Source organism: Actinomadura sp. NPDC049382, from assembly GCF_040677125.1.
GTDB lineage: Bacteria > Actinomycetota > Actinomycetes > Streptosporangiales > Streptosporangiaceae > Spirillospora > Spirillospora geliboluensis.
Window position 1 is genome coordinate 30544 of the sequence record NZ_JBFARO010000029.1, and the last position, 23736, is coordinate 54279.

The following is a 23736-nucleotide window of genomic DNA, read 5'->3' on the forward strand; positions in this document are numbered from 1 at the left end:
CATGCGGGCTGGGGTAAGGAGGACACGTGATGAACCATTCCCGGTGGAAGACCCGCCGGACGAAGAGGCTCTTGGGGGAGACGGTCGAGGAGTCGCCGTCCTACGTCGAGGCCGGACGTGCTCTGGCGCTCGGTCAGGCCGTTCATGACCGTCGCGTCGAGCTGGGCATCTCCCAGGCCGAGCTGGCTCGCCGCGCCGGCATGACCCAGTCCCAGATCTGCATCATCGAAGGCGGTGACTCGGTTCCCACCCCGCCGCTCCTCACCCGCCTTGCCGCCGCACTGACCATGCCGCTGGACGCTGTGCGGTAACAACGACCTGTCATCGGGCGCCGTGGCCGGTTACCAGGGGATTTCGCCGTTGTCGTCGTAGAAGGCGCCGGTCGGGCCGTCGTCGGGGAGTCGGGCGAGGCGGATCGCGGTCGCGGCGCCCTGCTCGGGGGTGCGGACGCCGCGGAAGCCGTTGAGGTCGGTCGCGCAGAAGCCGGGGCAGGCGGCGTTGATCAGGATGCCGGTGCCGCGCAGCTCCTTGGCGTACTGGACGGTGACCGCGTTGAGGAACGTCTTCGACGGCGCGTACGCGGCGGAGATCGGGCCCGTCTCCCCGTCGGGCATGGACTGCCGCGTCAGGGAGCCGACCGTGCTCGACATGTTCACGATGCGCGGGGACGCCGACCGGCGCAGCAGCGGCAGCATCGTGTTCGTGACGCGGATGACGCCGATCACGTTGGTCTCCACGGCCGCCCGCATGATCTCGGGAGTCACCCTCGTGGGCTCCTGCGGGCCGCCGCCCGTCACGCCAGCGTTGTTGACGAGGACGTCCAGCCGTCCGGCCCGCTCCTCGATCAGCGCGGCGGCGGCCTGCACGCTCGCGTCGTCGGTGACGTCGAGCGGCACGCCGAAGGCGTCGACGCCCTCCGCCCTCAGCTTCTCGACAGCGGCCTCCCGGCGTGCCTCGTCCCGCGCGCCGACGCCGACGCTCCACCCGAGGGCGCCGAGCCCGGCCGCGATCTCGTAGCCGATTCCCTTGTTCGCGCCGGTGACCAGCGCGATCGTCTGTTCGCTCATGCCCCCATGCTGGACGCGCCCCAGGCCGTCCTTCCAACACCGTTTGGGTGGGCTGCGATACCTCGCGGGTATCGTGGACGCCATGGAGACGCGGGAGCTGCGGTATTTCGTCGCCGTCGCCGAGGAACTGCACTTCGGCCGGGCCGCGGAGCGCCTCGGCATCGCGCAGCCGCCCCTCTCCCGGGCCATCCAGCAGCTCGAACGCCGGCTCGGCGTGACGCTGATCGACCGCACCAACCGCACCATCGCGCTGACCGAACCCGGCCGCGTCCTCCTGCACGAGGGACGCGCCGCACTCGACGCGGTCGCCGCCGCCGACCGCCGCACCCGCCGCGCCGCGCACACCGAGCCCAGCCTGGTTCTCGTCACGAAGGCCGGAGCGACCAGCGAACTGCTGGCGAAGCTGCTCGACGCCTACGCCGCCGAACCCGGCGCGGTCGCCGTCGATGTCCAGCTGTGCGCGCCCGGCGAGCAGGAGCGGCTACTGCGCGACGGCCGGGCCGACGTGGCGCTTCTGCATCTGCCGTTCGACTCGACGGCCGGGTTCGACACCGAGGAGCTGCGGACGGAGGGCCAGGTCGCCGTCCTCCCGGCGGGCCATCCCCTCAGCACCCGGACCCACCTGCACATGGCCGACGTCACTGGGCTGCCCGACCTGCCCCTCCCGCGCTGGCCCCGTGCTGACGGCGCGTACCCGGACGGCCCCGGCCCCGAGGTGCACGACCAGGTGCAGTTGCTTCAACTGATCGCCCTCGGGCGTACCGCCGCGATCCTGCCGGAGACGTGCCGCAGCCACTTGCGTGAAGACCTGGTCACTGTGCCCGTTCTGGACGCCCCGAGGGTGACCACTGTGATCGCATGGCCGCCCCACAGCCGCTCCCAGCCCCTGGCCACCCTGATCCGAACCGCCACTGCTCTCTGAGCGTCCAGCGTGGACCGCGTTCCCGGTCATGGGGGCGTGGCTTCGGGGGTCAGTCGGATTCGGCGTCTGTGCTCGCCGGGCCGGTCAGGAGGCGTGTCAGCAGGTCGCGGAGGTGCTGCTGGTCGGAGCCGGGGAGTTCGAAGAAGGTCCGGGCCAGCGAGTGGGTGCTGGAGCGCAGCTGACGGCGTTTGTGCTCGCCGGCCTCGGTGAGCACCACGTGTTTGACGCGGCGGTCGTCCGGGGCGGGGCGGCGGGTCACCAGGCCGCGACGTTCCAGGCCGTCGACGATGCCGGTGACGTTCGACGGCTCGCATGACAGCCAGTCGGCCAGCCGGCGCATCGGGGCGGGGCCGGACAGGTTGGTCAGGACGAGCGCCTGGGCCGGGGGAAGGTCGAGCTGCGCCGCGGCGGCGTTGAACTGCGCGCGCAGCCGCCCGGTGACCTCGAAGACCAGGCCGCTCAGCTCGGCCACGACCGCATCCGCATCGCCACCGGTACCGGTTTCGGCGGCGGCGTCGGCATCGGAGCTCATGCGGCCAGCATAGCCGCCACTTAAGCCGCTGAACTGTTCAGCTCCTGAAGTAAATGCTACGCTCCGGGCCAAAGCTTCAGGAACTGAACTGTGGAGCAGCTGAAGGAGATGTCGTGATGACGCAAGTGAGCGCGAGCGGGCGCGCGGGCCTTCGGAGCACGCGACGTGCACGGGCACTGGCCGTGGCGGGTGCGGTCGCGGCCGCGCTGGCGGTCTGGGCGGTGGGGGAACCGCTGCTGGGCCATGACCTGGTCGTCCAGCAGGAAGGGCAAGAGCCGCGGGACCTGGGGGCGGCCGCCGTCGGCGTCTTCGCCCTGGTCCCCTCGCTGCTCGGCTGGGCGCTGCTGGCCGTGCTGGAGCGGGTGACGCCGCTGGCGGGCCGGATCTGGACGGCCGCCGCCCTGGCGCTGCTCGCGGTGTCGTTCCTGCCCGTCACCGGCGTGGAGGCCACCGGCGGCAGCAAGGCGGTGCTCGCTCTCGCCCACGTGGCCGTCGGAGCTGTGCTGATCCCCGTCTTCCACCGGACGGCCACGGCCCGCCGCGCCGCCGAGAGGAGCGGGCAATGACGGCGCCCGAGGACGAGATCCTCGACAGCCCCACCCCCGGGTCGCCGACCACATCCGCGCCTACCTCGACACCGGCGGTTAGACGAACCGTGAAGACGCGACCCGCCCTGAGCGACCCCGAACCGACCGTGAACGCGCAGACGGTCGCAGCCGACTTCGCCGCGATACTGCAGCGGGCCGGTGAGGCCCGCGACGCCGACCTCTACGACTCGGCCTTCGCGGCGGACGTGCTGTGGGGCAGTCCCTACGGGGCGACCGTGGCAGGCTACGCCGAACTGAACGCCATCCATCGACGGCTCATGAGGGCGAATGCCGCACCGCCGTCACGGTTCGAGGTGGTCACCGCACTCACCCCCGCGCCCGGCGTGGTGGTGACGCACATCCGCCGGCAGGCGGCCGACACCGGCGGATTCTCCGAGATGGCACTGTACGTCCTCGTCGAACGGGCCGGGCGATGGTGGCTCGCGGCGGCACAGAACACCCCCATCGGCGAACCACCGCCGCAGAACCGAACACGTACCGACGCGGCCCGCTGACGCCCTGGCCGAAGAGGAATGGCAAGGCGGTGGGTGGGGTTGGGGTGGCGCGGAGGGAAGGTGATTCGATGACGTCCTCGCCGTCGAGTATGCGTGCCGTTCGTCTTTCTGCGCCGGGGCCTGTGGACAACCTGCGGGTGGTCACGTTGCCGCTGCCGCCTGAGCGGGACGGGTGGGTGCGCATCCGGGTCGAGGCGTTCGGGCTCAACCGCTCGGAACTGAAGCTTCGGCTGGGGGTGAGCGAGGGGGTCACCTTTCCTCGCGTGCCGGGTATCGAGGCCGTCGGGACGGTTGACGCGGCGCCGGACGGGAGTGGGCTTAGAGGTCGTAACAGAATCAGCGGACGAGGCGTCGCCAGCAGATGATGGCTGCGGCCAGGGTCATGAAGGCTTCGTGGATGTCGTCGCGGATCTCCCAGCGAATGCGTAAGCGGCGGAACCAGTGCAGCAGGCCGATGGTGCGCTCGACGACGTAGCGGTGGACGCCCAGCCCGGACCCGTGGGGGCTGCCGCGGCGGGCGATGACCGGCTTGATGCCCTTGGCCCACACCAGCCGGCGGTACTTGTCGTGGTCGTAGCCGCGGTCGGCCAGCAGCCGCCCGGGTCTTCTCCGAGGCCGGCCGACCCGGCCCCGAACGGGCGGCACCGCCTCCAGCAGCGGCATCAACTGGGTGACGTCGTTGCGGTTCCCGCCGGTCAACGACACCGCGAGCGGGATGCCGTGCCCGTCGGTCAGCACGTGGTGCTTGGAGCCCGGCCGGCCGCGGTCGACCGGGCTCGGCCCGGTTTTGGGCCGCCCTTCAAAGCCCGGACATGGGAGCTGTCGATCACCGCCCTGGACCAGTCCAACTGCCCGGCGGCGTGCAGCTCCTCCAGCAGCAGCCGGTGCAGCCGCTCCCACACGCCCGCCCGGTGCCACTCGGCCAGCCGCCGCCAGCACGTCATACCCGAACCGAACCCCAGCTCCTGGGGCAGGAACTCCCACCGGATCCCGGTGTGCAGCACGAACAAGATCCCGCACAGCACCTTGCGGTCGTCCAACCGCTTACGCCCAGGGTGGTGCTTGCGGCGCTCGACCGTCGGCAGCAGCGGCTCGATCCGCTCCCACAGGCTGTCGGCCACGATCCATGGAGGTTGCTCGCCCTTACGCACCCGCCCACATCACACCTGGACATCACACCATGTCGCATCACATGCACATTTTGTTATGACCTCTTAGCGTCGGGCAGAAAGTCGTCGCGATGATGGGCGACATGGGGCGCACCTACGACGGCGGTTATGCCGAGTACACGTCGGTGCCGCTGGCCCAGGTCCTTCCTGTGGACACCGACCTGCCCTGGGAGCTGTTGGGTGCGCTGCCGGAGATGGTCCAGACCGCTTACGGTTCGCTCACCACGGGCTTGGATTTGCAGCCGGGGCAGACCGTACTGATACGTGGGGGGACGTCGTCGGTGGGGCTGGCCGCGGCTGCGCTTGCGGGCTGGCGTGGTGCCACGGTGTTGTCCACCACCCGGCGGGCCGACCGTCTTGCCTTCCTGGCGGAGCGCGGGGTCGACCATCCGCTGCTCGACACCGGTGAGGTCGCGGCGCCCGTCCGTGAGCTCTTTCCGGACGGTGTGGACGCTGCGCTCGATCTCGTCGGGACGCCGACCCTGCCCGACACCCTTCGCGCGGTGCGCGTGCACGGCACGGCCTGCTTCGGCGGCAGTCTCTCCAACCAGTGGACGGTGCGGGACTTCTCGCCGAACGAGTACCTGCCGAGGGGCGTGCGCCTGGCGGGCTACTTCGGCGATGTCGGGGACCTGCCCCGCGAGGTCTTCCAAGAGATCCTCGACGCGGTGGCGCAGGGCCGGCTGAACTTCCCCGTCGATCGCGTCTACGACGGCCTGGAGCAGGTGAGGCAGGCCCACGACGACATGGAGCACAACCGCGCCACGGGCAAGCTCGTCGTACGCGTGCAGCATTAGAAGCTGTGCAGAGGAAGGGGCGCGTGCGGTGAATCAGCTTCGGGGTGTTGTGGAACTCGCTGAGAGTGTGCTGGGCGGGGACGTCGTCGGCGCCTATCTTCACGGGTCGTCTGTGCTCGGCGGGCTCAAGCCGGCCAGTGATGTGGACGTGCTGGTCGTCTCACGGCGGTCACTGGACGAGCAGGAGCGGCGGGCGCTGCTGGACGGTCTGCTCGGCATCTCCGGCATCAGGGACGACGTCCGGCCGGTCGAGCTCGTCGTGGTCGTCCAGTCCGAGGTGCGGCCTTGGCGCTACCCGCCCGTATGCGACTTCCTGTACGGCGAGTGGCTGCGCGATGAGTACGAGGCGGGGAAGGTCCCCCAGCCGGAGCCGATGCCCGATCTGGCGCTGCTGATCACGATGGTGCTGGCCGGGGACCGTCCATTGATCGGCCCCCGGCCGGGTCAGGTTCTCGCGCCCGTCCCGCACTCCGATCTGGTCCGGGCCAGCGTCGCGGGCATCCCCGAACTGCTCGACGAGCTGGACGACGACACCCGCAACGTCCTGCTGACCTTGGCGCGCATCTGGACGACGCTCGCCACCGGTGAGATCAAGTCGAAGGACGCCGCCGCCGAGTGGGCCCTCGACCGGCTCCCGCCCGAACACCGTCCCGTCCTCGCGCACGCCCGGCGGTTGTATCTCGGCAGCCACTACGCCGACGAGACCTGGACCGAGGCGCTGCGAGGACGGGTGCGTCCGCACGCGGAGTTCGTCCTCGACGAGATCGACCGGTTGGTCACCTGAGGCGGGCGGCCAGCTTCGGCAGGAGGCGGAGGGCGTTGTCCCTGGTGACGGCCTGGTGGGCGCGGCGGCTCAGGGCCGGGTCGCGGTCGAAGTCCCTGGTGTTGAGGGTGACCTCGCGGGCGGAGTTGGCGGGCCAGTCGGTGCCGAACAGGACGCGGTCGGCGCCCACGGCGTTGAGCAGGGTCGGGCTGGCGTACGGGGACGTCGGCAGCGCGGTGTCGTAGTAGAAGCGGCGGAGCGCGGGACGGATCTTCGCCGGGTTCGGGCCGTCGTCCTCGCGGCCCCAGCGTTCGGCGCGGCCCGCCATGTACGGCAGGAACCCGCCGCCGTGGGACAAGATGATCGACACGTTGGGGTGCCGGTCGAGGGTGCCCGCGGCGATGAGACTCAGCGCGGTGCGGGTCGTGTCGAGCAGGAAGTCGGCGAGCCAGTCGCCGACCAGGGGCACCTCGACGATGCCCTTGGGCGCGACCGGGTGGGTGAACACGACCGCGCGGCGGCGGTCGAGTTCGGCGAACAGCGGCTCGAACATCGGGTCGCCGAGGTAGTGGCCGTCGGCGGAGGTGTTGAGCAGGACCCCCTCCGCGCCGAGGTCGTCCAGTGCGTGGGCGGCCTGCTGAATGGCCAGGTCGGGGTGGAGCATCGCGACGTTGGCGAAGAAGCCGAAGCGCGTGGGGTGGTCGTGCACCAGTTCGGCCAGCGACTCGTTGCACGCCCGGACGCCCGAGACGGCGGTCGCGCGGTCCTGGAAGATCTCGGCCGGGACGGGCGCGGACGCGACGCCGGCGGCGATGCCGTTGGCGTTCATGACCCGCAGGGTGCTCTTCAGCGTCCACTGGGCCCAGGCGGGGCCGCCCTCCGGCGGGATGATGCCCTGCTCGACCGCCCATTCCCGCATCTTCGGCGGGACGGCGTGGTGGTGGGTGTCGATCCTGCCGCGGGGAGCCCTGTGCGGGGCGGCGGCCGCCCGGGCCGGGACGGCGGCCATCGCCGCGGTCAGGCCGGTCGCCTGCAGGGCGCGGCGGCGGGTCAGTTCGGGCATGCGCTTCTCCCTCGATGATGCGCCGCCCACCATGTTCTCTAATGAGAAAGTCTCAGATGAGACGATATCAGACCGCCCTATCATGGGTCCATGCTCGACGAGCTGCTCGAACGGATCCTGGCCACGGACGACGACCCCGGCATCCGGCATGTCGGCGTCGGCATGCTCCTGGCGGCCGCGCACAACCGGAGCCGGCAGAGCATGAACGACGAGCTGCGCCCGCTGGGCATCGACGTGCGCCAGTACGCGATGCTGCTCGCCCTGGAGATGTACGGGCCGTCCAGCCAGCGCCGCCTCATCGACCTGACCGGCATCGACAAGTCCACGATGGTGCGCAGCGTGGACGAGCTGGAGCGCGCCGACCTGGTCCGCCGCGAGCGGATCCCGGAGGACCGGCGCGCCTACGCGATCACACTGACTCGAACCGGAACGCAGACCCTTGCCCGCGCCCGCCGCGTCGGCGCCGACGTCGGCGAGCGCCTCTTCGGGCGGCTGGCCGCCGATGAGCGCGACCAGCTCGTCGCCCTGCTGCGCAAGATCAGCGAATACGCCGGCTGACTGATCAGTGGCCGCGCACGCGCACCTGCGCCGTCAGATAGGGCGGCGCTCGCGTGGCGCTGATGCGCGGGCTCGCTTCTTGCCGACGTCTCAGTGCCACCGGGCGCGGCCGCGAGTCCCACGGGTGTCGGGTCCTTGACGGCGGGCGACGGGGGCTTACGCTCGGCTCATGCTCGGTCACCATGCGCGGATCCCGTCGGTCCTGATCGCCGGAGTCGTGGCGCTCACCGCGCCCGCCGTCCCTGCGCGGGCGGCCGCACCGGGCGACCTGCGCACCGACCTCGACGCCATCCTCGCCGACCCTCGGCTCGACGGCGCCGCCGTCGGCGTGGTGGTGCGCGACGCCCGCAGCGGCGCGGTCCGGTACGCGCGCGGCGCCGGCACGCCCGTGCTGCCCGCCTCGAACCTGAAGCTCTACACCTCCAGCGCGGCGCTGTCGCTGCTCGGCACCGGGTACCGGTTCCGGACGAGCGTGCACGCCACCGCCGTGTCCGGTTCGTCCGTCAAGGGGAATCTGTACCTGAAGGGGACCGGTGACCCGACGACGCGGGCCGCCGACTACGACCGGCTGGCCGCCGAGGTCGCCGCGAAGGGCGTCCGGCGGGTGGAGGGCGACCTGGTCGCCGACGACACCTGGTTCGACGCCGTCCGGACCCCGTCCCACTGGGACCCGGACGACCTGCAGTACTACTACGCCGCGCCGATCTCCGCACTGACGGTCTCACCGAACGACGACTTCGACGCCGGGACGGTCGACGTGTCGGTGCGGCCCGGCGCGGCGGGCAAGCCCGTCCGGGTCGGGCTCAGCCCCGCCACCGGCACCGTCAAGATCGCCAACAGGGCGGTGACGGGACGGGCCGGCTCGCCGTCCACGCTGGAGATCGACCGTGCCGTCGGGAGCGACACCATCGTGGTGAGCGGCTCGTATCCGGCGGGTGCCGCGCCCCTCACCGAGCTGCGGACGGTCAGGAAGCCGACCATGTACGCGGCGGACGTCTTCCGGCGGGCGCTGCGGGCCCACGGCGTCCAGGTGAAGGGCGACGTCGAGCGCGGCCGGACGCCCGCGGGCGCCGCCGTGCTCGCGTCCCGCGCGTCCATGCCGCTGTCGCGGCTGATGGTCCCGTTCCTCAAGCTCAGCAACAACATGATCGCCGAGATCCTGGTGAAGGCGATCGGGCGGAAGGCTGCGGGCCAGGGCAGCTGGGACGCGGGGCTCCCGGTGATCGAGCGGTACGCGCGCTCCCTCGGCGTCCCGTCCGACCGGCTGGAGATGGCCGACGGGTCGGGGCTGTCCCGGCGCGACCGCACCACCGCCGGGGACGTGAGCACCCTCCTCGAACGGGTGCGGACGGCGCCGTGGTTCCCGGCCTGGTACCGGGCGCTGCCGGTCGCCGGCGACCCCGACCGGACGGCCGGCGGCACCCTCGCCTCGCGCATGCGCGGCACGCCCGCCGCCGGGAACGTGCACGCCAAGACCGGCACCCTGACCGGCGCCACGGCGCTGTCGGGCTACGTGACCGGCCCCGCCGGGCGCCCGCTGGTCTTCTCGGTGATCCTCAACGGCTACGCGGGCGGCGCGCCCAAGGACGTCGAGGACCGGATCGCCGTCCGCCTCGCCGGCGGCACCCCGCCGCCCGCACGGCGGCGCTCCGGCACGGGCCAGCGGCTCGAATGCTCGTGGGCCGGGAGCTGCTGAGCGCCGTGCGTCAGCCCTTGCGGGCGTCGCGGATCATGTCGCGGACGCGGTCCACCACGGCCGCCATCGGGCCGACCAGCATGTTCTTGGCCGCCGACTCGGTGCCCGGACGCGGATGCGTCGGCGCGGTCGCCTCGGCCGCGCGGACGGCGGCGGCGAAGCCCTTGAGCTGCGCGGGACTGAACTGGACCTTGAGCCGGTCGAACTCGTAGCGCTCCTCGGCGCGGGCGTGCGTCAGCACGTCCATGCGCAGCTTGTCGAGCGACTTCATGAACCGCGGGTCGTCGAGGGACATGCCGTCCAGCTCGGCGAGCAGCTCCTTGGCCTCGCGCTCCTCGGCGAGCCGGTCGTCCACGATCCCGTCGCCGCCCGGCAGGCTCCGCGCCGCCGGGTGGACGATCTCCTCCTCGGCCGTCTCGTGGATCGCCAGCAGCCGCACCAGCTGCCGGAACGCCTCCTCGCGGGCGCTCCCCTCGCTGTGCATCACCTCGTCGAACAGGTCCCTGATCCGGCCGTGCTGGGCGCGCAGCAGGTCGACGACGTCCTCGGTGGTCTCGGCATCGGCGGGTGTGGTCTGCATCTGTCTTCCCCGGTCCCTCGGTGAACGGCCGCCCGGACGGCGGCCGGTCCGGTGCGGGTACCCCCGGCCGGGCCCGGTAAGCGGCTCGCGGCGAAGCCTGGGCAAAGAATTGTCGGGAGACGGGGAGAGCCGTGCGGAACCGGATCGCGCGGGTAGGGGCCGACCGCCGGACCATCCGAAGCATCCGCAGGAAAGGTGAGCCCCTTGGCCTTCAACCCGCTCGAACACCGCGGCATCCCGCTGGACGACCAGCTGCGCAACTGGGCGCAGCTCGACGTCGCCCCGATCGACCCCGACGAGTCCGATCCCTACACCAAGTGCCGCATCATCACGATGAACGGCATCGAGGTGGAGGCGATCATGTTCAGCCACCACTTCGCCCGGGTCTGCCCCGACATCGAGGTCAAGCAGCAGCTCGCGAGCGTCCGCTACATCGAGGCGCAGCAGCAGAAGGTCGTCAACTGGCTGCTGCCCGGCCAGGCGTCGGTGCTGGAGACGACCCTGTCCTACGAGCAGGTCGCCGTCGACCTGACCGGCTGGGTCGCCCGCATGGAGCCCGACCCCTACCTCAAGCAGTCGTACAACTTCGGGCTGCTGGAGGACTTCGACCACCTGTACCGGTACGCGAACCTGTACGAGATCATCGAGCACCGCAAGGCCGAGAAGGTCATCGACCAGCTCACCGAGGTCATGCCGGGACGGCCCGGCTACCAGCAGCACCGCGACCCGGTCGACAACGTCCGGCAGCCCTACGACCGCGAGGCCGCCGCGCCGATCTCCAAACTGCACGCGCTGACCATCATGTCGGCCGAGCAGCAGACGATGAACTTCTACATGAACATGGGCCCGCTCTACATGGAGCCGATCGCCCGGCAGCTCTACCAGGAGATCGGGCTGGTGGAGGAGGAGCACGTCACGCACTACGAGTCGCTGGTCGACCCGGGCGAGACGTGGTGGGAGCGCCTCGTCAACCACGAGTACAACGAGTGCTACCTGTACTACTCCTTCATGCAGACCGAGACCGACCCGCGGATCAAGAACATCTGGGAGCTCCACCTGAACATGGAGCTGGAGCACCTGCGGATCGCGTGCGACCTGATGCGCCGCCACGACGGCCGCGACCCCGAGTCGGTGCTGGCGCCGGCGCTGCCCGAGCCGGTCACGTTCGAGCCGAACAAGGAGCTGGTCCGCGAACTGCTCGCCACCCAGATCGACTGGACGACGCTCGGCACCGGCTTCGTCCAGGAGGCGCACCAGCGGTTCGAGGCGTACCAGGACAGGATCAACGCCGAGCGGGGCGCGCAGGAGCGCGTCATCGACGAGCACCGCGACAAGTTCGGCGACGAGTACCGGCTGGAGACCGAGGGCCCGCACCCCGTCCAGCGGCTCCGCGACAAGCCCGCTCCGCGTCCCTGACCGCGCCTGACCAACTCCGATCCACCCTGACCGCCCCTGGCCGCGGGAACGGCCGTACTCTGGCGCATGGGCGCCGGCAGACCGGGCACATGACGCAACGACCCGTGTTCCGGCCCGGGCCCATCGGCCGGGAGGGTCACCGGCCTGGAGCATGTTCATGATCGGAGAGGCACATGAGCACCGTTCCCGCGCCCGCCATTCCGGAGCCGGCGCTGCACATCGGCCGCTGGCAGCTGCCGGGCGGGCGGACCGCGGCGGGCAACGTCCGGGGCATCGTCCGGGGCGCGCTGCAGTCGTGGGGTCTCGGCCCGGCTGCGGGGAGCCTCAGCGACCGCGTGGCGCCGCTGGTCCAGGACGTCGTCGCGCGGGCCGCGACCCGCTGCCGCGGCCCGCTCGTCCTGCGGCTGGAGCTGCACCAGCCGGCCCGGCTGCTGCTGGGTGAGATCCACGACTCCGCCGCCGACCGGTCCGGCCCCGGAGCGCATCTCGCCGCGATCGCGGTCACCTACGGCAGGCGGCTCGGCCGCGGCGGCTCGGCCGCCTGGTACACGCACGCCTTCGTGTGGCCGACCGCCCCCGCCCCCGCGGGCGGCGCCTGACCGGCGCGCCCGGCCGGGGGCGGCGGCCCGGCGGGGACCATGTTTCGCCGTACCCTCCGGGGAAGGGACGCGATCATGTCCGCATCGCGTGCCGTCCGCTGGGTCCTGCCGGCGGTGCTGCTGCTGGTCTGGCTGCTGATCGGCGGCACGCTCGGCCCGTACGCGGGCAAGCTCGGCCAGGTCGCCACCAACGAGCAGTCGTCGTTCCTGCCGCAGAGCGCCGAGTCGACGCGGGTACTCGACGAGGAGGCCGCGTTCGAGAACGACCGGACCATCCCCGCCATCGTCGTGTGGACGGCCGACGACGGCAGGATCTCGCCCGAGCAGGTCGCGGCGGCGCAGCGCGCGCTCGGCTCGCTGGGCGGCGTCCCGTTCGTCACGGGCGCGCCGTCGCCGGTGGTGCCGTCGGAGGACGGGGCGGCGCTGACCGGCGTCGTCCAGGTCGAGTCCGATGTCGGCGAGCACAGCGTCGACACCATCGACCGCATCCGCGGCACCGCCGCGCAGGTCCCGGGCAGCCGCGCCTACGTCGCCGGGCCCGCCGCCACCCAGGCCGACCTCGCGGACGCGTTCTCCGGCATCGACACCCTGCTCATCGGGGTGGCCGTCATCGTCGTCCTGCTGATCCTGCTGCTGGTCTACCGCAGCGTCCTGCTGCCCTTCCTGATCATCTTCGGTTCGGTGTTCGCCCTCGGGCTGGCCAGCGGGATCGTCTACTACCTGGCGAAACGCGGCACGGTGACGGTGGACGGCCAGGTGCAGGGCATCCTGTCGATCCTCGTCATCGGCGCCTGCACCGACTACGCGCTGCTGCTGTCGGCCCGGTTCCGCGAGGAGCTCGCCAGCGGCCACGACCGGGCCGACGCGATGCTGGCCGCGTGGCGCCGCTCCGCCGGCGCCATCGCCGCCAGCGGCTGCACGGTGGCCCTCGGGCTCATCGCCCTGCTGCTCAGCGACCTGTCGAACAACCGGGCGCTGGGACCGGTCGGCGCCATCGGCATCGCCTGCGCGCTGCTGAGCGCGCTCACCTTCCTGCCCGCCGTGCTGGTCCTGCTGGGACGGTCGGTCTACTGGCCCGCCCGCCCGCACCCCGACCGCGCCCGCGGGACCGGGCACCCGGTGTGGGAGCGGATCGCGCGCCTGCTGGCCCGACACCCGCGCCGCGTGTGGGCCGCCTCCCTGCTCGTGCTGATCGCGTTCGCCGCGTTCATGCCGACGCTGCGCACGGAAGGGGTGCCGCTGAGCGAGACGTTCGTCGGCGAGGCGCCGTCGGTCACGGCGCAGGACGTCCTCAACGCGCACTACCCGGGCGGGGCGGGCAATCCGGCGGTCGTCCTCACCAATGCCGGGGCGCTGCCGCAGGTCGTCCGCACGGCGGACCGGACGGAGGGCGTCTCGAACGTCATGCCGCGCACCCAGGGCGGGGCACCGCTCGTCGTGGACGGCCGCGCCCTCGTGGACGTCACGCTCACGGCCGCCGCCGACACGGCCGCCGCCCGCGACGCCGTCGGACGCCTCCGGGACGGCCTGCACGCGGTGCCCGGCGCGGACGCCATCGTCGGCGGCTACACCGCGCAGCAGGCCGACACCCTCGCCGCCGCCGAGCGCGACCGCACCGTCATCCTGCCGGTCGTCCTCGCCATCATCGTGGTGATCCTGGTGCTGCTGCTGCGCTCCCTCGCGATGCCGCTGCTGCTGGTCGCGACGGTCGCGCTCAACTACCTGGCGACCCTCGGCATCGCCGCGCTGGTCTTCCAGCACCTGCTCGGCTTCACCGCCACCGACCCGTCGGTGCCGCTCTACGGGTTCGTGTTCCTCGTCGCGCTCGGCGTCGACTACAACATCTTCCTGATGACCCGCGCGCGCGAGGAGTCGCTGAAGCACGGGCCGCGCGACGGCGTCCTGCGCGGCCTCACTGTGACCGGCGGCGTCATCACCTCGGCGGGCGTGGTCCTGGCCGCCACCTTCGCCGCCCTCGTCGTGATCCCGCTGGCGTTCCTCGTGCAGATCGCGTTCATCGTCGCGTTCGGCGTGCTGATGGACACGCTCGTCGTCCGGTCGCTGCTGGTGCCGGCCCTCGTCCGCGACGCGGGCCCGTACGCGTGGTGGCCGGGCGCCCTGTACCGGTGGCGCCCCTGACGGGCGCCCGCGACCGTCGCGTACCCACCGGGGCATGTTTGCGTCGAGGTTCGGTATAGGGGGCGGCCCGGCGGTTGGGGACGAGGCGGGCGCGGGTAGGCGTGATCGCGCACGCACTCCAGGGGCCGCGAGGCGAGGTGGTCGGCATGTCATCGGACCGCAGGTTGCTTGCGCCCTTGCTGCCCAAGGGCGAGCCGGTCGAGGGGCTCCTGCGGGGCGCGCAGTTCTTCGTGCCGGGGACGCCGTCCGCGGACTACCGGGAGGTGCACCGGGAGGGCGGGCGCGGCGCCGAGGAGTTCTACCGGGAGCGGTGGCGGCACGACAAGGAGGTGCGGTCCACGCACGGCGTGAACTGCACGGGGTCGTGCTCGTGGAAGGTGTACGTCAAGGACGGCATCATCACGTGGGAGACCCAGGAGACCGACTATCCGTCGGTCGGGCCCGACTCGCCGGAGTACGAGCCGCGCGGCTGCCCGCGCGGGGCCGCGTTCTCCTGGTACACCTACTCGCCGTCGCGGGTGCGGTACCCGTACGTGCGCGGGCCGCTGCTCGCGCTGTGGCGGGAGGCGCGGCGGCGGACGAGCGACCCCGTGGCCGCCTGGGCGGAGATCACCGGCGACCCGGAGCGGACGGCCGCCTACAAGGGGGCGCGGGGCAAGGGCGGGTTCGTGCGGTCGTCGTGGCCGGAGGTCACCGAGCTGATCGCCGCCGCCCACGTCCACACGATCAAGGAGTACGGGCCGGACCGGGTCGTGGGGTTCTCGCCGATCCCGGCGATGTCGATGGTGTCGTACGCGGCCGGCACCCGGTTCCTGTCCATGATCGGCGGGACGGTGCTGTCGTTCTACGACTGGTACGCCGACCTGCCGATCGCGTCGCCGCAGGTGTACGGGGACCAGACCGACGTCCCCGAGTCCGGCGACTGGTGGAACGCGTCCTACCTCGTCATCTGGGGCACGAACCTGCCGATCACCCGGACGCCCGACGCGCACTTCATGACCGAGGCCCGGTACCGGGGGCAGAAGGTCGTGGTCGTCTCGCCGGACTTCTCCGACCACACCAAGTTCGCGGACGACTGGCTCGCGGCGGCGCCCGGCACGGACGGCGCGCTGGCGATGGCGATGGGCCACGTGGTGCTCACCGAGTTCTTCCGCGACCGGCAGGTGCCGTACTTCACCGAGTACGTGAAGACCTACACCGACCTGCCGTTCCTGGTGACGCTGGAGGAGCACGGGGACGCCGTCCGTCCGGGCAAGTTCCTCACCGCCGGCGAGCTGGGAGACGCCGGTGAGGGCGCCGCGCACAAGCCCGTCCTCCTTGACGCGCGCACCGGAGAGCCGGTGGCGCCGAACGGGACGCTCGGCTTCCGGTACACCGAGTCCGGGCAGGGCCGCTGGAACCTGGACCTGGGCGACGTCGATCCGGTCCTGACCCTGTACGGGCGGCACGAGGACGCGCGGCCGGTCGACCTGCCGCGCTTCGACACCGGCGAGACCGAGGGCGGGACGGTCGTCCGGCGCGGGGTCCCGGTGGCGCGGGTCGGCGGGCGGCTGGTCACGACGGTGTTCGACCTCCTGATGGCGCAGTACGCGGTGCCGCGCGACGGGCTCCCCGGCGAGTGGCCGGACGGCTACGGCGACGCCGCGCACCCGTACACGCCCGCGTGGCAGGAGGAGGTCACGTCCGTCCCGGCCGCGGCGGCGGCCAGGGTGGCGCGGGAGTTCGCGCGCAACGCCGAGCTGTCGCGGGGCCGGTCGATGATCTGCATGGGCGGCGGGACGAACCACTGGTACCACTCCGACCAGATCTACCGGGCGTTCTTCACGCTGACGATGCTGTGCGGCTGCCAGGGCGTGAACGGCGGCGGCTGGGCGCACTACGTCGGGCAGGAGAAGGTGCGGCCGCTGACCGGCTGGCAGCAGGCGGCGTTCGCGCTGGACTGGCAGCGCCCGACCCGGCACATGACCGGCACGTCGTTCTTCTACCTGCACACCGACCAGTGGCGGTACGAGACGTTCGGGCCGGGGGAGATGTCCGGTCCGCTGAGCCGGGGGCTGTTCCGGGGCCGGACGTTCGCCGACTGCGTCGCGCAGGCGTCCCGGCTCGGCTGGACGCCGTCGCATCCGGGGTTCGACCGCAACCCGCTCGACATCGCCGACGAGGCCGCGGCGGCGGGACGTCCCGTCGCGGAGCACGTGGTCGACGAGCTGAAGGCCGGCCGGTTGAAGTTCGCCTGCGAGGACCCCGACGCGCCGCAGAACTGGCCCCGCGTGATGACGATCTGGCGGGCGAACGTCCTCGGCTCGTCCGGCAAGGGCATGGAGTACTTCATGCGGCACCTGCTCGGCACGGACGACGCCGTCCGGGCCGAGGAGTCGCCGCCCGGCCTGCGCCCCGCCGAGGTGGCCTGGCGGGACGAGGCGCCGCGCGGCAAGCTCGACCTGCTCACCACCATCGACTTCCGGATGACGAGCTCGTGCACGTACGCGGACGTCGTGCTCCCGGCGGCCACCTGGTACGAGAAGCACGACCTGTCCAGCACCGACATGCACCCGTTCGTGCACTCGTTCAACCCGGCGATCGCGCCGCCGTGGGAGTCGCGCACCGACTTCGACGCGTTCCGGCTCATCGCCGAGGAGTTCTCCCGGCTCGCCGCCGGGCGCCTCGGCACCCGCACCGACGTGGTCCCGGTGCCGCTGATGCACGACAGCGCGGACGAGACCGCGCAGCCGGGCGGGCGCGTCCTCGACTGGAAGGCGGGCGAGTGCGAGCCCGTCCCCGGGGTGAGCATGCCGCGCCTGGTGACGATCGAACGCGACTACGCGGCGGTGGCGGAGAAGATGGCCGCGCTCGGCCCGCTCGTCGAGACGCTCGGCACGTCCACCAAGGGCGTCTCGCTGGTGCCGTCGGAGGCGGTCGCCTACCTGCGCGAGACGAACGGCGTCGTGCGCGGCGGTGTGGCCGACGGGCGTCCCTCCCTGGCGCTGGACCTGCACATGGCCGAGGCGATCCTCGCGCTGTCGGGCACCACGAACGGGCACGTCGCCATGCAGGGCTGGCGCGACCTGGAGAAACGGACGGGCGTCGCCCTCGCCGACCTCGGCGAGGAGCGCGCCGGGGAGCGCATCTCGTTCAGCGACACGGTGGTGCAGCCGCGCCCGGTCTTCGCCAGCCCGGAGTGGTCCGGCATCGAGTCGGGCGGACGCCGGTACTCGCCGTTCACCGTCAACGTCGAGCGCAAGAAGCCCTGGCACACGCTGACCGGCCGCATGCACTTCTTCCTCGACCACGACTGGATCCACGAGTACGGCGAGGCGCTGCCGACGTACCGGCCGCCGCTCACCTACGCCCGCCACTACTCCGGCGAGCTGGGGCTGCGGGACGAGGGCCGGCCCGAGGTCACCGTCCGGTACCTCACGCCGCACTCCAAATGGTCGATCCACTCCGAGTACCAGGACAACCTGCACATGCTGCGGCTTTTCCGGGGCGGACCGGTCATCTGGATGAGCCCCGCCGACGCCGCGACGATCGACGTGCGCGACAACGACTGGATCGAGGCGTACAACCGCAACGGCGTGGTCGCCTGCCGGGCCGTCGTCACCCACCGGATGCCGCGCGGCACGGTCTTCATGTACCACGCCATGGACCGGCACCTGATGACCCCGAAATCGGAGATCTCCGGCTGGCACGGCGGCTCCGACAACTCCCTCACCCGGCTCGTGGTGAAGCCGACGCACCTGATCGGCGGCTACGGCCAGTTCAGCTACGGGTTCAACTACTACGGCCCGACCGGCAGCCAGCGCGACGAGGTCGCCGTCATCCGCAGGAGGTCCCAGGAGGTGCGGTTCTGATGCGTCCCATGGCGCAGGTCGCGATGGTGATGAACCTCGACAAGTGCATCGGCTGCCACACCTGCTCGGTCACCTGCAAGCAGACCTGGACCAACCGTCCCGGCACCGAGTACGTGTACTTCAACAACGTCGAGACCAAGCCCGGCCTCGGCTACCCGCGCCGCTACGAAGACCAGCACCAGTGGAAGGGCGGCTGGACGCTCGACGGCAAGGGCCGGCTCCAGCTCAAGGCGGGCGGGCGGCTGCGCAGGCTGCTGTCCATCTTCTACAACCCCGACCTGCCGACGATCGACGACTACGGCGACCCGTGGACGTACGACTACCAGACGGTGATCGACGCCCCGCTCGGCACGCAGAACCCGAGCGCGCACTCCATCTCCGCGCTCACCGGCCGCGACATGTCGCCGCGCTGGGGCAGCAACTGGGACGACGACCTCGCCGGCGCCCCCGAGCACGCCCTCGCCGACCCCGACCTCGCCGGCATCGAGGACCGGGTCCGGATGGAGTTCGAGCAGGTCTTCATGTTCTACCTGCCGCGCATCTGCGAGCACTGCCTCAACCCGTCCTGCGTGGCGTCCTGCCCGTCCGGCGCGATGTACAAGCGGGCGGAGGACGGCATCGTCCTCGTCGACCAGGACCGGTGCCGGGGCTGGCGGTTCTGCGTGTCCGGCTGCCCGTACAAGAAGGTCTACTTCAACCACCGCACCGGCAAGGCGGAGAAGTGCACGCTGTGCTTCCCGCGCATCGAGGGCGGGCAGCCCACCATCTGCGCCGAGACCTGCGTCGGGCGGCTCCGCTACCTCGGGCTGTTCCTGTACGACGCCGACAAGGTCACCGAGGCCGCGGCGACGCCGGACGAGCAGGACCTGTACGAGGCGCAGCTGTCGGTGTTCCTCGACCCGTCCGACCCTGAGGTGCGGAGGGCGGCGGCCGAGGCGGGCATCCCCGCCGACTGGATCGACGCCGCGCGGCGCTCCCCGGTCTACGCGCTGGCCGTCCGGCACCGGGTGGCGCTGCCACTGCATCCGGAGTACCGGACGCTGCCGATGGTCTGGTACATCCCGCCGCTGTCCCCGGTCGCCGACGTCGCGCACTCCGCCGGGTACGGCGACGCCGACCCCGACCGGGTGTTCGCCACCATCGACGAGCTGCGCATCCCCATCGAGTACCTCGCCAACCTGTTCACGGCGGGGGAGACGGGGACCGTCCGGAACGTGCTGCGCAAGCTCGCCGCCGTCCGCACCGTGCAGCGCGCCGGGCAGCTCGGGCTCGACCTCGCCGAGGACCTGCCCGCGTCCGTCGGGTCCACCCCCGACGAGCTGGACGACCTGTACCGCCTCCTCGCCATCGCCAAGTACGAGGACCGCTACGTCATCCCGAAGGCGCACGCCGAGGACGCCGGACGGCTCATGGCCCAGCACGAGCAGCTGTTCTGCAGCCTCGACGGCGACGGCGGCCCCGGCATGGGCGGGCACGGGCCGCAGGCGAGCGTCGAGAGCTTCCACCCGGGCGAGGTGCGCGGCGGCGCGAGCACGTTCCGGGCGGATGACGGCAGGACGCACTTCAACCTGCTCGGCTGGGACGGCCGCGGCGACGCTCCCCACCTCTTCCCGGAAGGGGACGCCCGGTGAGCGAGAAGGCGGGCCAGGCGTACAAACTCGCCTCAGTGCTGCTCCAGTACCCGACCATGGCGCTGTTCGAGGGCCTCGACCGGCTCGACGCCGCCGCGTCCGAGACCCGGCCGAAGGCGTCCCGCGAGGCGTTCGCGCGGTTCCTCGGCTGGCTGCGCGCCACCGAGCCGACCGAGGTCGCGCAGCACTACGTCGAGACGTTCGACCTGCGGCGCCGCTGCGCGCTCTACCTCACCTACGCCCGGCACGGCGACACCCGCAAGCGCGGGATGGCGCTGCTGGCGTTCAAGACCGCCTACCGGGTCGCGGGGTTCGCGCCGTCCGACGACGAGCTGCCGGACTACCTGCCGCTCGTCCTCGACTTCGCGGCGCTCGCCCCGGACGGCGAGAAGCTGCTCCGCCGGCACCGCGCCGACCTGGAACTGCTGCGCACCGCCCTGCACGACGCGGGCACCCCCTACGCCGACCTCGTCGAGGCGGTGTGCGCGCGGCTGCCGCGCCCCGGCCGCCGCGACCTCGCGCTCGTCCGGCGGGCGCGGGAGCAGGGTCCCCCCGAGGAGGAGGTGGGGCTCGCGCCGTTCGCCCCGCCGGAGTACCTGGACGGAACCGGAGCGGGGGCTCGGCGATGACCGACGCGATGACCAGCGGCGACCTGTGGTGGTGGGTGATCCTGCCCTACGCGGCGATGATCGTCTTCGTGGTGGGGCACATCTGGCGGTGGCGCTACGACCAGTTCGGCTGGACGAGCCGCTCCACCCAGCTGCAGGAGCGCCGCCTCCTCAAATGGGGCGCGCCGCTGTTCCACTACGCCACGTTCGCCGCCATCGCGGGCCACGTCATCGGCATCCTCGTCCCGAAGTCGTTCACCGAGTGGCTCGGCATCCCCGAGCGCGCCTACACGCTGTTCTCCGGCATCGCCGGGTCGGTCGCGGCGATCGGCGTGCTCGTCGGCGCCGGAATCCTGATCTTCCGCCGGATGGGGGTGCCGCGCGTCCGGGCGACGACCAGCGCGGTCGACTACCTCGCGCTGATCCTGCTCGGCATCATCAGCGTCCTCGGCATCTACCTGACGCTCGGCGTGCAGCAGTTCGGGGGCGGCTACGACTACCGCAACACGGTGTCCCCGTGGTTCCGCAGCCTGTTCGCCGGCTCCCCGGACCACCGCGCGATCGGCGCCGCTCCGATCATGTACCAGGTGCACGCCACCGCCGCCTGGATGATCTTCGCGGTGTGGCCGTTCAGCCGGCTCGTCCACGCGTGGAGCATCCCGCTGTGGTACCTGTGGCGGCCCTACGTCGTGTACCGCGACCGCCGCGCCGCCCCGCCGCCCGAACCGGGGACCGGAGGACGGAAGTGGCGCAAGATCGGCGTACCGTACTGATTTGACTCCCTCCCCTCGCAAGGAGGGGATTCCCGCGGCTTGCGCCGCGGGCGTTTCTGCTTCCGTGCCGACTGCGGTGGGGAGATCCCCTGCCGTCCGACGTCAGCTCCACAGACCTCGCCGGGCGCCTGCCCGGCTACGGCTCGACCAGCCGCAACGATGTTCTTGGCCGCGTTGATGTCCCGGTCATGCCGGGTGCGGCAGCCCGGACACGTCCAGTGCCGGGTGGAAAGACTCAGGGTTTCCAGCAGGTGCCCGCACGCCGAGCAGGTCTTGGACGAGGGGAACCAGCGGTCGATCACCACCAGGACGCGCCCGGCGCGTCCGGCCTTGTACTCGAGTTGGCGGCGGAACTCGCCCCATCCGCAGTCGGAGATGGCGCGGGCCAGCCTGTGGTTGCGCATCATGTTGGCGACCGCGAGGTCTTCGATCACGATCACGTCCGCCCGGCGGACGAGGTTCGAGCTGGTGCGATGCAGGAAGTCGGCACGGGCATCGCGGACCTTGCGAGAGGCTCGGGCGAACTTGGTTCTGGCCTTGTGCCGGTTGTTGCTGCCGGGCTGCTTGCGGTTCATACGCCGCTGGTACCGAGCCAGACTGCGCTGCTTCTTCTCCAGGTGGCGGGGGTTGGCGATGCGGTCGCCGTCACTCGTCACCGCGAAGTCCTTCACGCCGAGGTCGATTCCGATGGCGTGGCCGATGGCGGGCATGGGCGCGGGGACGTCGGTGTCAACGGCGAAGGTCACATACCAGCGGCCGTCCGGGTCCCGCGAGACCACCACCCTCGTCGGGTTCAGTGCGGCCAGGTCCACCTCGTCGAAGGACCACACCAGTGGCAGCGGCGCGGTGGTCTTGGCCAGCCACAACTCGCCGTCCTTGATACGGAACGCCGAACGGGTGTAGTGCGCGGTCTGGCGGGAGGCACGGTTCTTGAAGCGGGGATGGCGGGCGCGGCCGGCGAAGAACGCTGCGAACGCTGCGTACTGGTGCCGCAGCACCTGTTGCAGCGGCGCGTAGGACACCTCGGACAGGAACGCCAACTCTTCAGTCTTCTTCCACGCCGTCAGCGCGGCGTCGGCCTCCTTGTAAGAGATGCGCCTGCCCTCGGAGCGCCAGGCGCGGTGGCGTTCGGCGAGGGCCTTGTTCCACACCAGGCGGACGCAGCCGAACGTGCGGCCGAGGATGGCCGCCTGCTCTGGATCGGGATAGGCCCGGCACTTGTACGCCGTCCGCATGACCGGCACATTACAGAAAGTGAACGTGGATGTACGGAGAATGCGGCCGTGCGTCGACGAAAGTCGATGCCGGACTGTCCCGACCCCTTCGGACCTGAGCTGAGAGACTACGAATCCCACCTGGCCCAAAGCGCCGGGGGTGGCCTTCGGAGGATTGGTGATCAGCGAGCGCACGGGGGAACGGCGTGGCGCGGTCGAGCAGGCGGTGGCGAGTCTCAATCCGGGGTACTTCGCGCTGGTGATGGGGACCGGGATCGTCTCGATCGGCGTCCATACCAACGGGCTGGAGACGCTCTCCCACGCGCTGATGTGGCTGGCCATCGCGTGCTATGCCGTGCTCGTCGCGGCGACCGCGTGGCGGGCCGTCGCGTACCGAGCCGAGCTGCGCGCCGACTTCACGGACCCGGCCCGCGGCTTCGGGTTCTTCACCTTCGTCGCGGGCACCGACGTGCTCGGCACCCGCATCGCCGGGACGGGCGAGCACGGCATCGCGTTCGCGCTGCTCGCCGTCGGCGGCATCGGCTGGATCGTGCTCGGCTACGTCGTGCCGTGGACGGCGGTGCTCGGCCGCGAGGACCGGCCCGTCATCGCCGGCGCCAACGGCACCTGGTTCATCTGGGTGGTCGCCAGCCAGTCCGTCGCGGTGCTCGCGGCGGCGCTGGAGCCGGTCAGCTCGGTGCGTTCCGAACTCGCGCTCGTCGCCGTCTGCTCCTGGTCGGTCGGCGCGATCCTGTACGCCGCCGCGGGCGTGTTCGTCGCCGCGCGGATGCTGATGTACCCGCTGCGCCCGAAGGACCTGACCCCGCCCTACTGGGTCGCCATGGGCGCCACCGCCATCACCGTCGTGGCCGGCGCCCGGATCGTGGAGATGGCCGACGCGCCGATGGTGAACGCCACCCGCGGCCTGATCGCCGGGACCAGCGTCGTCTTCTGGGCGTTCGGCAGCTGGCTGATCGTCCCGCTGGTCGCGGCCGGGGTGTGGCGGCACGCCGTCCACCGCGTCCCGCTCCGGTACGAGGCGACGCTGTGGAGCATCGTGTTCCCCCTCGGCATGTACGGCGTCGCGGGCCAGTACCTCGGCGTCGCCGACGACCTGCCCGCGGTCGAGTGGATCGGCAGGCACGAGATGTGGGTGGCGGTCGCGGCGTGGACGCTCGCGTTCGCCGCGATGATCGTCCACCTGGGCCGGACGCTGGTCTGGCCCCGACCGGCGGCCGCCGAGTCGTAGCGCTCGG

General features: G+C 71.7%; 21 protein-coding genes and 1 pseudogene. 16 read left to right on the plus strand and 6 right to left on the minus strand.

Annotation, left to right across the window (positions count from 1 at the left end; genetic code table 11):
• Positions 1-29 precede the first annotated feature (29 nt).
• Positions 30-311, plus strand: coding sequence for a helix-turn-helix transcriptional regulator (locus tag AB0K34_RS19510; RefSeq protein WP_138637087.1), 282 nt, complete (start codon positions 30-32; stop codon positions 309-311).
• Between the two features lie 30 nt (positions 312-341).
• Here the strand turns inward: AB0K34_RS19510 and AB0K34_RS19515 are convergent, their stop codons facing one another.
• The gene (locus AB0K34_RS19515; protein ID WP_138637086.1) at positions 342-1067 is read right to left on the minus strand and encodes an SDR family oxidoreductase; all 726 of its coding nucleotides are present in this window, start codon (positions 1065-1067) and stop codon (positions 342-344) included.
• Between the two features lie 82 nt (positions 1068-1149).
• Between AB0K34_RS19515 and AB0K34_RS19520 the strand changes: the two genes are divergently transcribed.
• Complete coding sequence (locus AB0K34_RS19520; RefSeq protein WP_364550113.1) at positions 1150-1989, plus strand: LysR family transcriptional regulator; 840 nt, start codon at positions 1150-1152, stop codon at positions 1987-1989.
• 49 nt (positions 1990-2038) lie between these two features.
• Here the strand turns inward: AB0K34_RS19520 and AB0K34_RS19525 are convergent, their stop codons facing one another.
• Positions 2039-2521, minus strand: a complete 483-nt coding sequence (locus tag AB0K34_RS19525) for a MarR family transcriptional regulator (protein WP_364550115.1) — start codon at positions 2519-2521, stop codon at positions 2039-2041.
• Between the two features lie 116 nt (positions 2522-2637).
• On the opposite strand from AB0K34_RS19525, the gene AB0K34_RS19530 reads away from it, so the two are divergent.
• Both AB0K34_RS19530 and AB0K34_RS19535 read left to right on the plus strand, forming a co-directional pair.
• Positions 2638-3087 carry a DUF6069 family protein gene (locus tag AB0K34_RS19530; RefSeq protein WP_364550117.1) on the plus strand — a complete coding sequence of 150 codons (450 nt, stop codon included), beginning with the start codon at positions 2638-2640 and terminating at the stop codon, positions 3085-3087.
• Positions 3084-3623 carry a hypothetical protein gene (locus AB0K34_RS19535; protein ID WP_364550119.1) on the plus strand — a complete coding sequence of 180 codons (540 nt, stop codon included), beginning with the start codon at positions 3084-3086 and terminating at the stop codon, positions 3621-3623. Before AB0K34_RS19530 ends, AB0K34_RS19535 begins: the two co-directional genes overlap by 4 nt.
• A 336-nt stretch (positions 3624-3959) precedes the next feature.
• Here AB0K34_RS19535 and AB0K34_RS19540 read toward each other — a convergent pair.
• A pseudogene (locus AB0K34_RS19540) lies at positions 3960-4774 on the minus strand (IS5 family transposase).
• Positions 4775-4875: 101 nt separating this feature from the next.
• Here AB0K34_RS19540 and AB0K34_RS19545 point away from each other — a divergent pair.
• Together AB0K34_RS19545 and AB0K34_RS19550 are read left to right on the plus strand one after the other, a co-directional pair.
• Positions 4876-5589 (plus strand): zinc-binding dehydrogenase, encoded by a 714-nt coding sequence (locus tag AB0K34_RS19545; protein ID WP_364550121.1) that lies wholly within the window; start codon positions 4876-4878, stop codon positions 5587-5589.
• Positions 5590-5617: 28 nt separating this feature from the next.
• On the plus strand, positions 5618-6373 hold the full coding sequence (locus tag AB0K34_RS19550) for an aminoglycoside adenylyltransferase family protein (RefSeq protein ID WP_138637069.1): 756 nt from the start codon (positions 5618-5620) through the stop codon (positions 6371-6373).
• Here AB0K34_RS19550 and AB0K34_RS19555 read toward each other — a convergent pair.
• Positions 6366-7415 carry an amidohydrolase family protein gene (locus tag AB0K34_RS19555; RefSeq protein WP_205719284.1) on the minus strand — a complete coding sequence of 350 codons (1050 nt, stop codon included), beginning with the start codon at positions 7413-7415 and terminating at the stop codon, positions 6366-6368. The genes AB0K34_RS19550 and AB0K34_RS19555 overlap by 8 nt on opposite strands.
• A 90-nt stretch (positions 7416-7505) precedes the next feature.
• Here AB0K34_RS19555 and AB0K34_RS19560 point away from each other — a divergent pair, with 90 nt between their 5' ends.
• Complete coding sequence (locus AB0K34_RS19560) at positions 7506-7973, plus strand: MarR family transcriptional regulator (RefSeq protein ID WP_138637068.1); 468 nt, start codon at positions 7506-7508, stop codon at positions 7971-7973.
• Positions 7974-8142: 169 nt separating this feature from the next.
• A complete protein-coding gene (gene dacB, locus AB0K34_RS19565) occupies positions 8143-9669 on the plus strand; it encodes a D-alanyl-D-alanine carboxypeptidase/D-alanyl-D-alanine-endopeptidase (RefSeq protein WP_301174879.1) in 1527 nt (508 codons plus the stop codon).
• A gap of 10 nt (positions 9670-9679) precedes the next feature.
• Here dacB and AB0K34_RS19570 read toward each other — a convergent pair whose 3' ends face one another.
• On the minus strand, positions 9680-10249 hold the full coding sequence (locus AB0K34_RS19570) for a hemerythrin domain-containing protein (RefSeq protein WP_138637066.1): 570 nt from the start codon (positions 10247-10249) through the stop codon (positions 9680-9682).
• A 204-nt stretch (positions 10250-10453) separates the two neighbouring features.
• Here AB0K34_RS19570 and AB0K34_RS19575 point away from each other — a divergent pair, with 204 nt between their 5' ends.
• From AB0K34_RS19575 to narI, 7 genes are all read left to right on the plus strand, one after another.
• Positions 10454-11665, plus strand: coding sequence for a hypothetical protein (locus AB0K34_RS19575; protein WP_138637065.1), 1212 nt, complete (start codon positions 10454-10456; stop codon positions 11663-11665).
• A 173-nt stretch (positions 11666-11838) separates the two neighbouring features.
• A complete protein-coding gene (locus AB0K34_RS19580) occupies positions 11839-12264 on the plus strand; it encodes a hypothetical protein (RefSeq protein ID WP_301174878.1) in 426 nt (141 codons plus the stop codon).
• 75 nt (positions 12265-12339) lie between these two features.
• Positions 12340-14403: an MMPL family transporter gene (locus tag AB0K34_RS19585; RefSeq protein WP_301174877.1), complete on the plus strand. Its 2064-nt coding sequence runs from the start codon at positions 12340-12342 to the stop codon at positions 14401-14403.
• 146 nt (positions 14404-14549) lie between these two features.
• Positions 14550-18254 carry a nitrate reductase subunit alpha gene (locus AB0K34_RS19590; RefSeq protein ID WP_364550124.1) on the plus strand — a complete coding sequence of 1235 codons (3705 nt, stop codon included), beginning with the start codon at positions 14550-14552 and terminating at the stop codon, positions 18252-18254.
• The gene (gene narH, locus AB0K34_RS19595) at positions 18254-19885 is read left to right on the plus strand and encodes a nitrate reductase subunit beta (protein ID WP_364550126.1); all 1632 of its coding nucleotides are present in this window, start codon (positions 18254-18256) and stop codon (positions 19883-19885) included. The genes AB0K34_RS19590 and narH overlap by 1 nt, the downstream gene beginning before the upstream one ends.
• Positions 19882-20514: a nitrate reductase molybdenum cofactor assembly chaperone gene (gene narJ / locus AB0K34_RS19600; RefSeq protein WP_240807703.1), complete on the plus strand. Its 633-nt coding sequence runs from the start codon at positions 19882-19884 to the stop codon at positions 20512-20514. The genes narH and narJ overlap by 4 nt, the downstream gene beginning before the upstream one ends.
• Positions 20511-21266: a respiratory nitrate reductase subunit gamma gene (narI, locus tag AB0K34_RS19605; protein ID WP_240807705.1), complete on the plus strand. Its 756-nt coding sequence runs from the start codon at positions 20511-20513 to the stop codon at positions 21264-21266. Before narJ ends, narI begins: the two co-directional genes overlap by 4 nt.
• Here the strand turns inward: narI and AB0K34_RS19610 are convergent.
• Positions 21176-22501 carry an RNA-guided endonuclease TnpB family protein gene (locus tag AB0K34_RS19610; protein WP_364550155.1) on the minus strand — a complete coding sequence of 442 codons (1326 nt, stop codon included), beginning with the start codon at positions 22499-22501 and terminating at the stop codon, positions 21176-21178. The two genes, narI and AB0K34_RS19610, sit on opposite strands and share 91 nt — an antisense overlap.
• A 157-nt stretch (positions 22502-22658) precedes the next feature.
• Here AB0K34_RS19610 and AB0K34_RS19615 point away from each other — a divergent pair, with 157 nt between their 5' ends.
• Positions 22659-23729: a tellurite resistance/C4-dicarboxylate transporter family protein gene (locus AB0K34_RS19615; RefSeq protein ID WP_364550129.1), complete on the plus strand. Its 1071-nt coding sequence runs from the start codon at positions 22659-22661 to the stop codon at positions 23727-23729.
• Positions 23730-23736: the final 7 nt, after the last annotated feature.

Bases quoted from the DNA above. Each gene is read 5' to 3' on its own strand.
- AB0K34_RS19510 (WP_138637087.1), top strand. From the start codon at position 30: ATGAACCATTCCCGGTGGAAGACCCGCCGGACGAAGAGGCTCTTGGGG.
- AB0K34_RS19515 (WP_138637086.1), bottom strand. From the start codon at position 1,067: ATGAGCGAACAGACGATCGCGCTGGTCACCGGCGCGAACAAGGGAATC.
- AB0K34_RS19520 (WP_364550113.1), top strand. From the start codon at position 1,150: ATGGAGACGCGGGAGCTGCGGTATTTCGTCGCCGTCGCCGAGGAACTG.
- AB0K34_RS19525 (WP_364550115.1), bottom strand. From the start codon at position 2,521: ATGAGCTCCGATGCCGACGCCGCCGCCGAAACCGGTACCGGTGGCGAT.
- AB0K34_RS19530 (WP_364550117.1), top strand. From the start codon at position 2,638: ATGACGCAAGTGAGCGCGAGCGGGCGCGCGGGCCTTCGGAGCACGCGA.
- AB0K34_RS19535 (WP_364550119.1), top strand. From the start codon at position 3,084: ATGACGGCGCCCGAGGACGAGATCCTCGACAGCCCCACCCCCGGGTCG.
- AB0K34_RS19545 (WP_364550121.1), top strand. From the start codon at position 4,876: ATGGGGCGCACCTACGACGGCGGTTATGCCGAGTACACGTCGGTGCCG.
- AB0K34_RS19555 (WP_205719284.1), bottom strand. From the start codon at position 7,415: ATGCCCGAACTGACCCGCCGCCGCGCCCTGCAGGCGACCGGCCTGACC.
- AB0K34_RS19560 (WP_138637068.1), top strand. From the start codon at position 7,506: ATGCTCGACGAGCTGCTCGAACGGATCCTGGCCACGGACGACGACCCC.
- dacB (WP_301174879.1), top strand. From the start codon at position 8,143: ATGCTCGGTCACCATGCGCGGATCCCGTCGGTCCTGATCGCCGGAGTC.
- AB0K34_RS19570 (WP_138637066.1), bottom strand. From the start codon at position 10,249: ATGCAGACCACACCCGCCGATGCCGAGACCACCGAGGACGTCGTCGAC.
- AB0K34_RS19580 (WP_301174878.1), top strand. From the start codon at position 11,839: ATGAGCACCGTTCCCGCGCCCGCCATTCCGGAGCCGGCGCTGCACATC.
- AB0K34_RS19585 (WP_301174877.1), top strand. From the start codon at position 12,340: ATGTCCGCATCGCGTGCCGTCCGCTGGGTCCTGCCGGCGGTGCTGCTG.
- AB0K34_RS19590 (WP_364550124.1), top strand. From the start codon at position 14,550: ATGTCATCGGACCGCAGGTTGCTTGCGCCCTTGCTGCCCAAGGGCGAG.
- narH (WP_364550126.1), top strand. From the start codon at position 18,254: ATGCGTCCCATGGCGCAGGTCGCGATGGTGATGAACCTCGACAAGTGC.
- narI (WP_240807705.1), top strand. From the start codon at position 20,511: ATGACCGACGCGATGACCAGCGGCGACCTGTGGTGGTGGGTGATCCTG.
- AB0K34_RS19610 (WP_364550155.1), bottom strand. From the start codon at position 22,501: ATGCGGACGGCGTACAAGTGCCGGGCCTATCCCGATCCAGAGCAGGCG.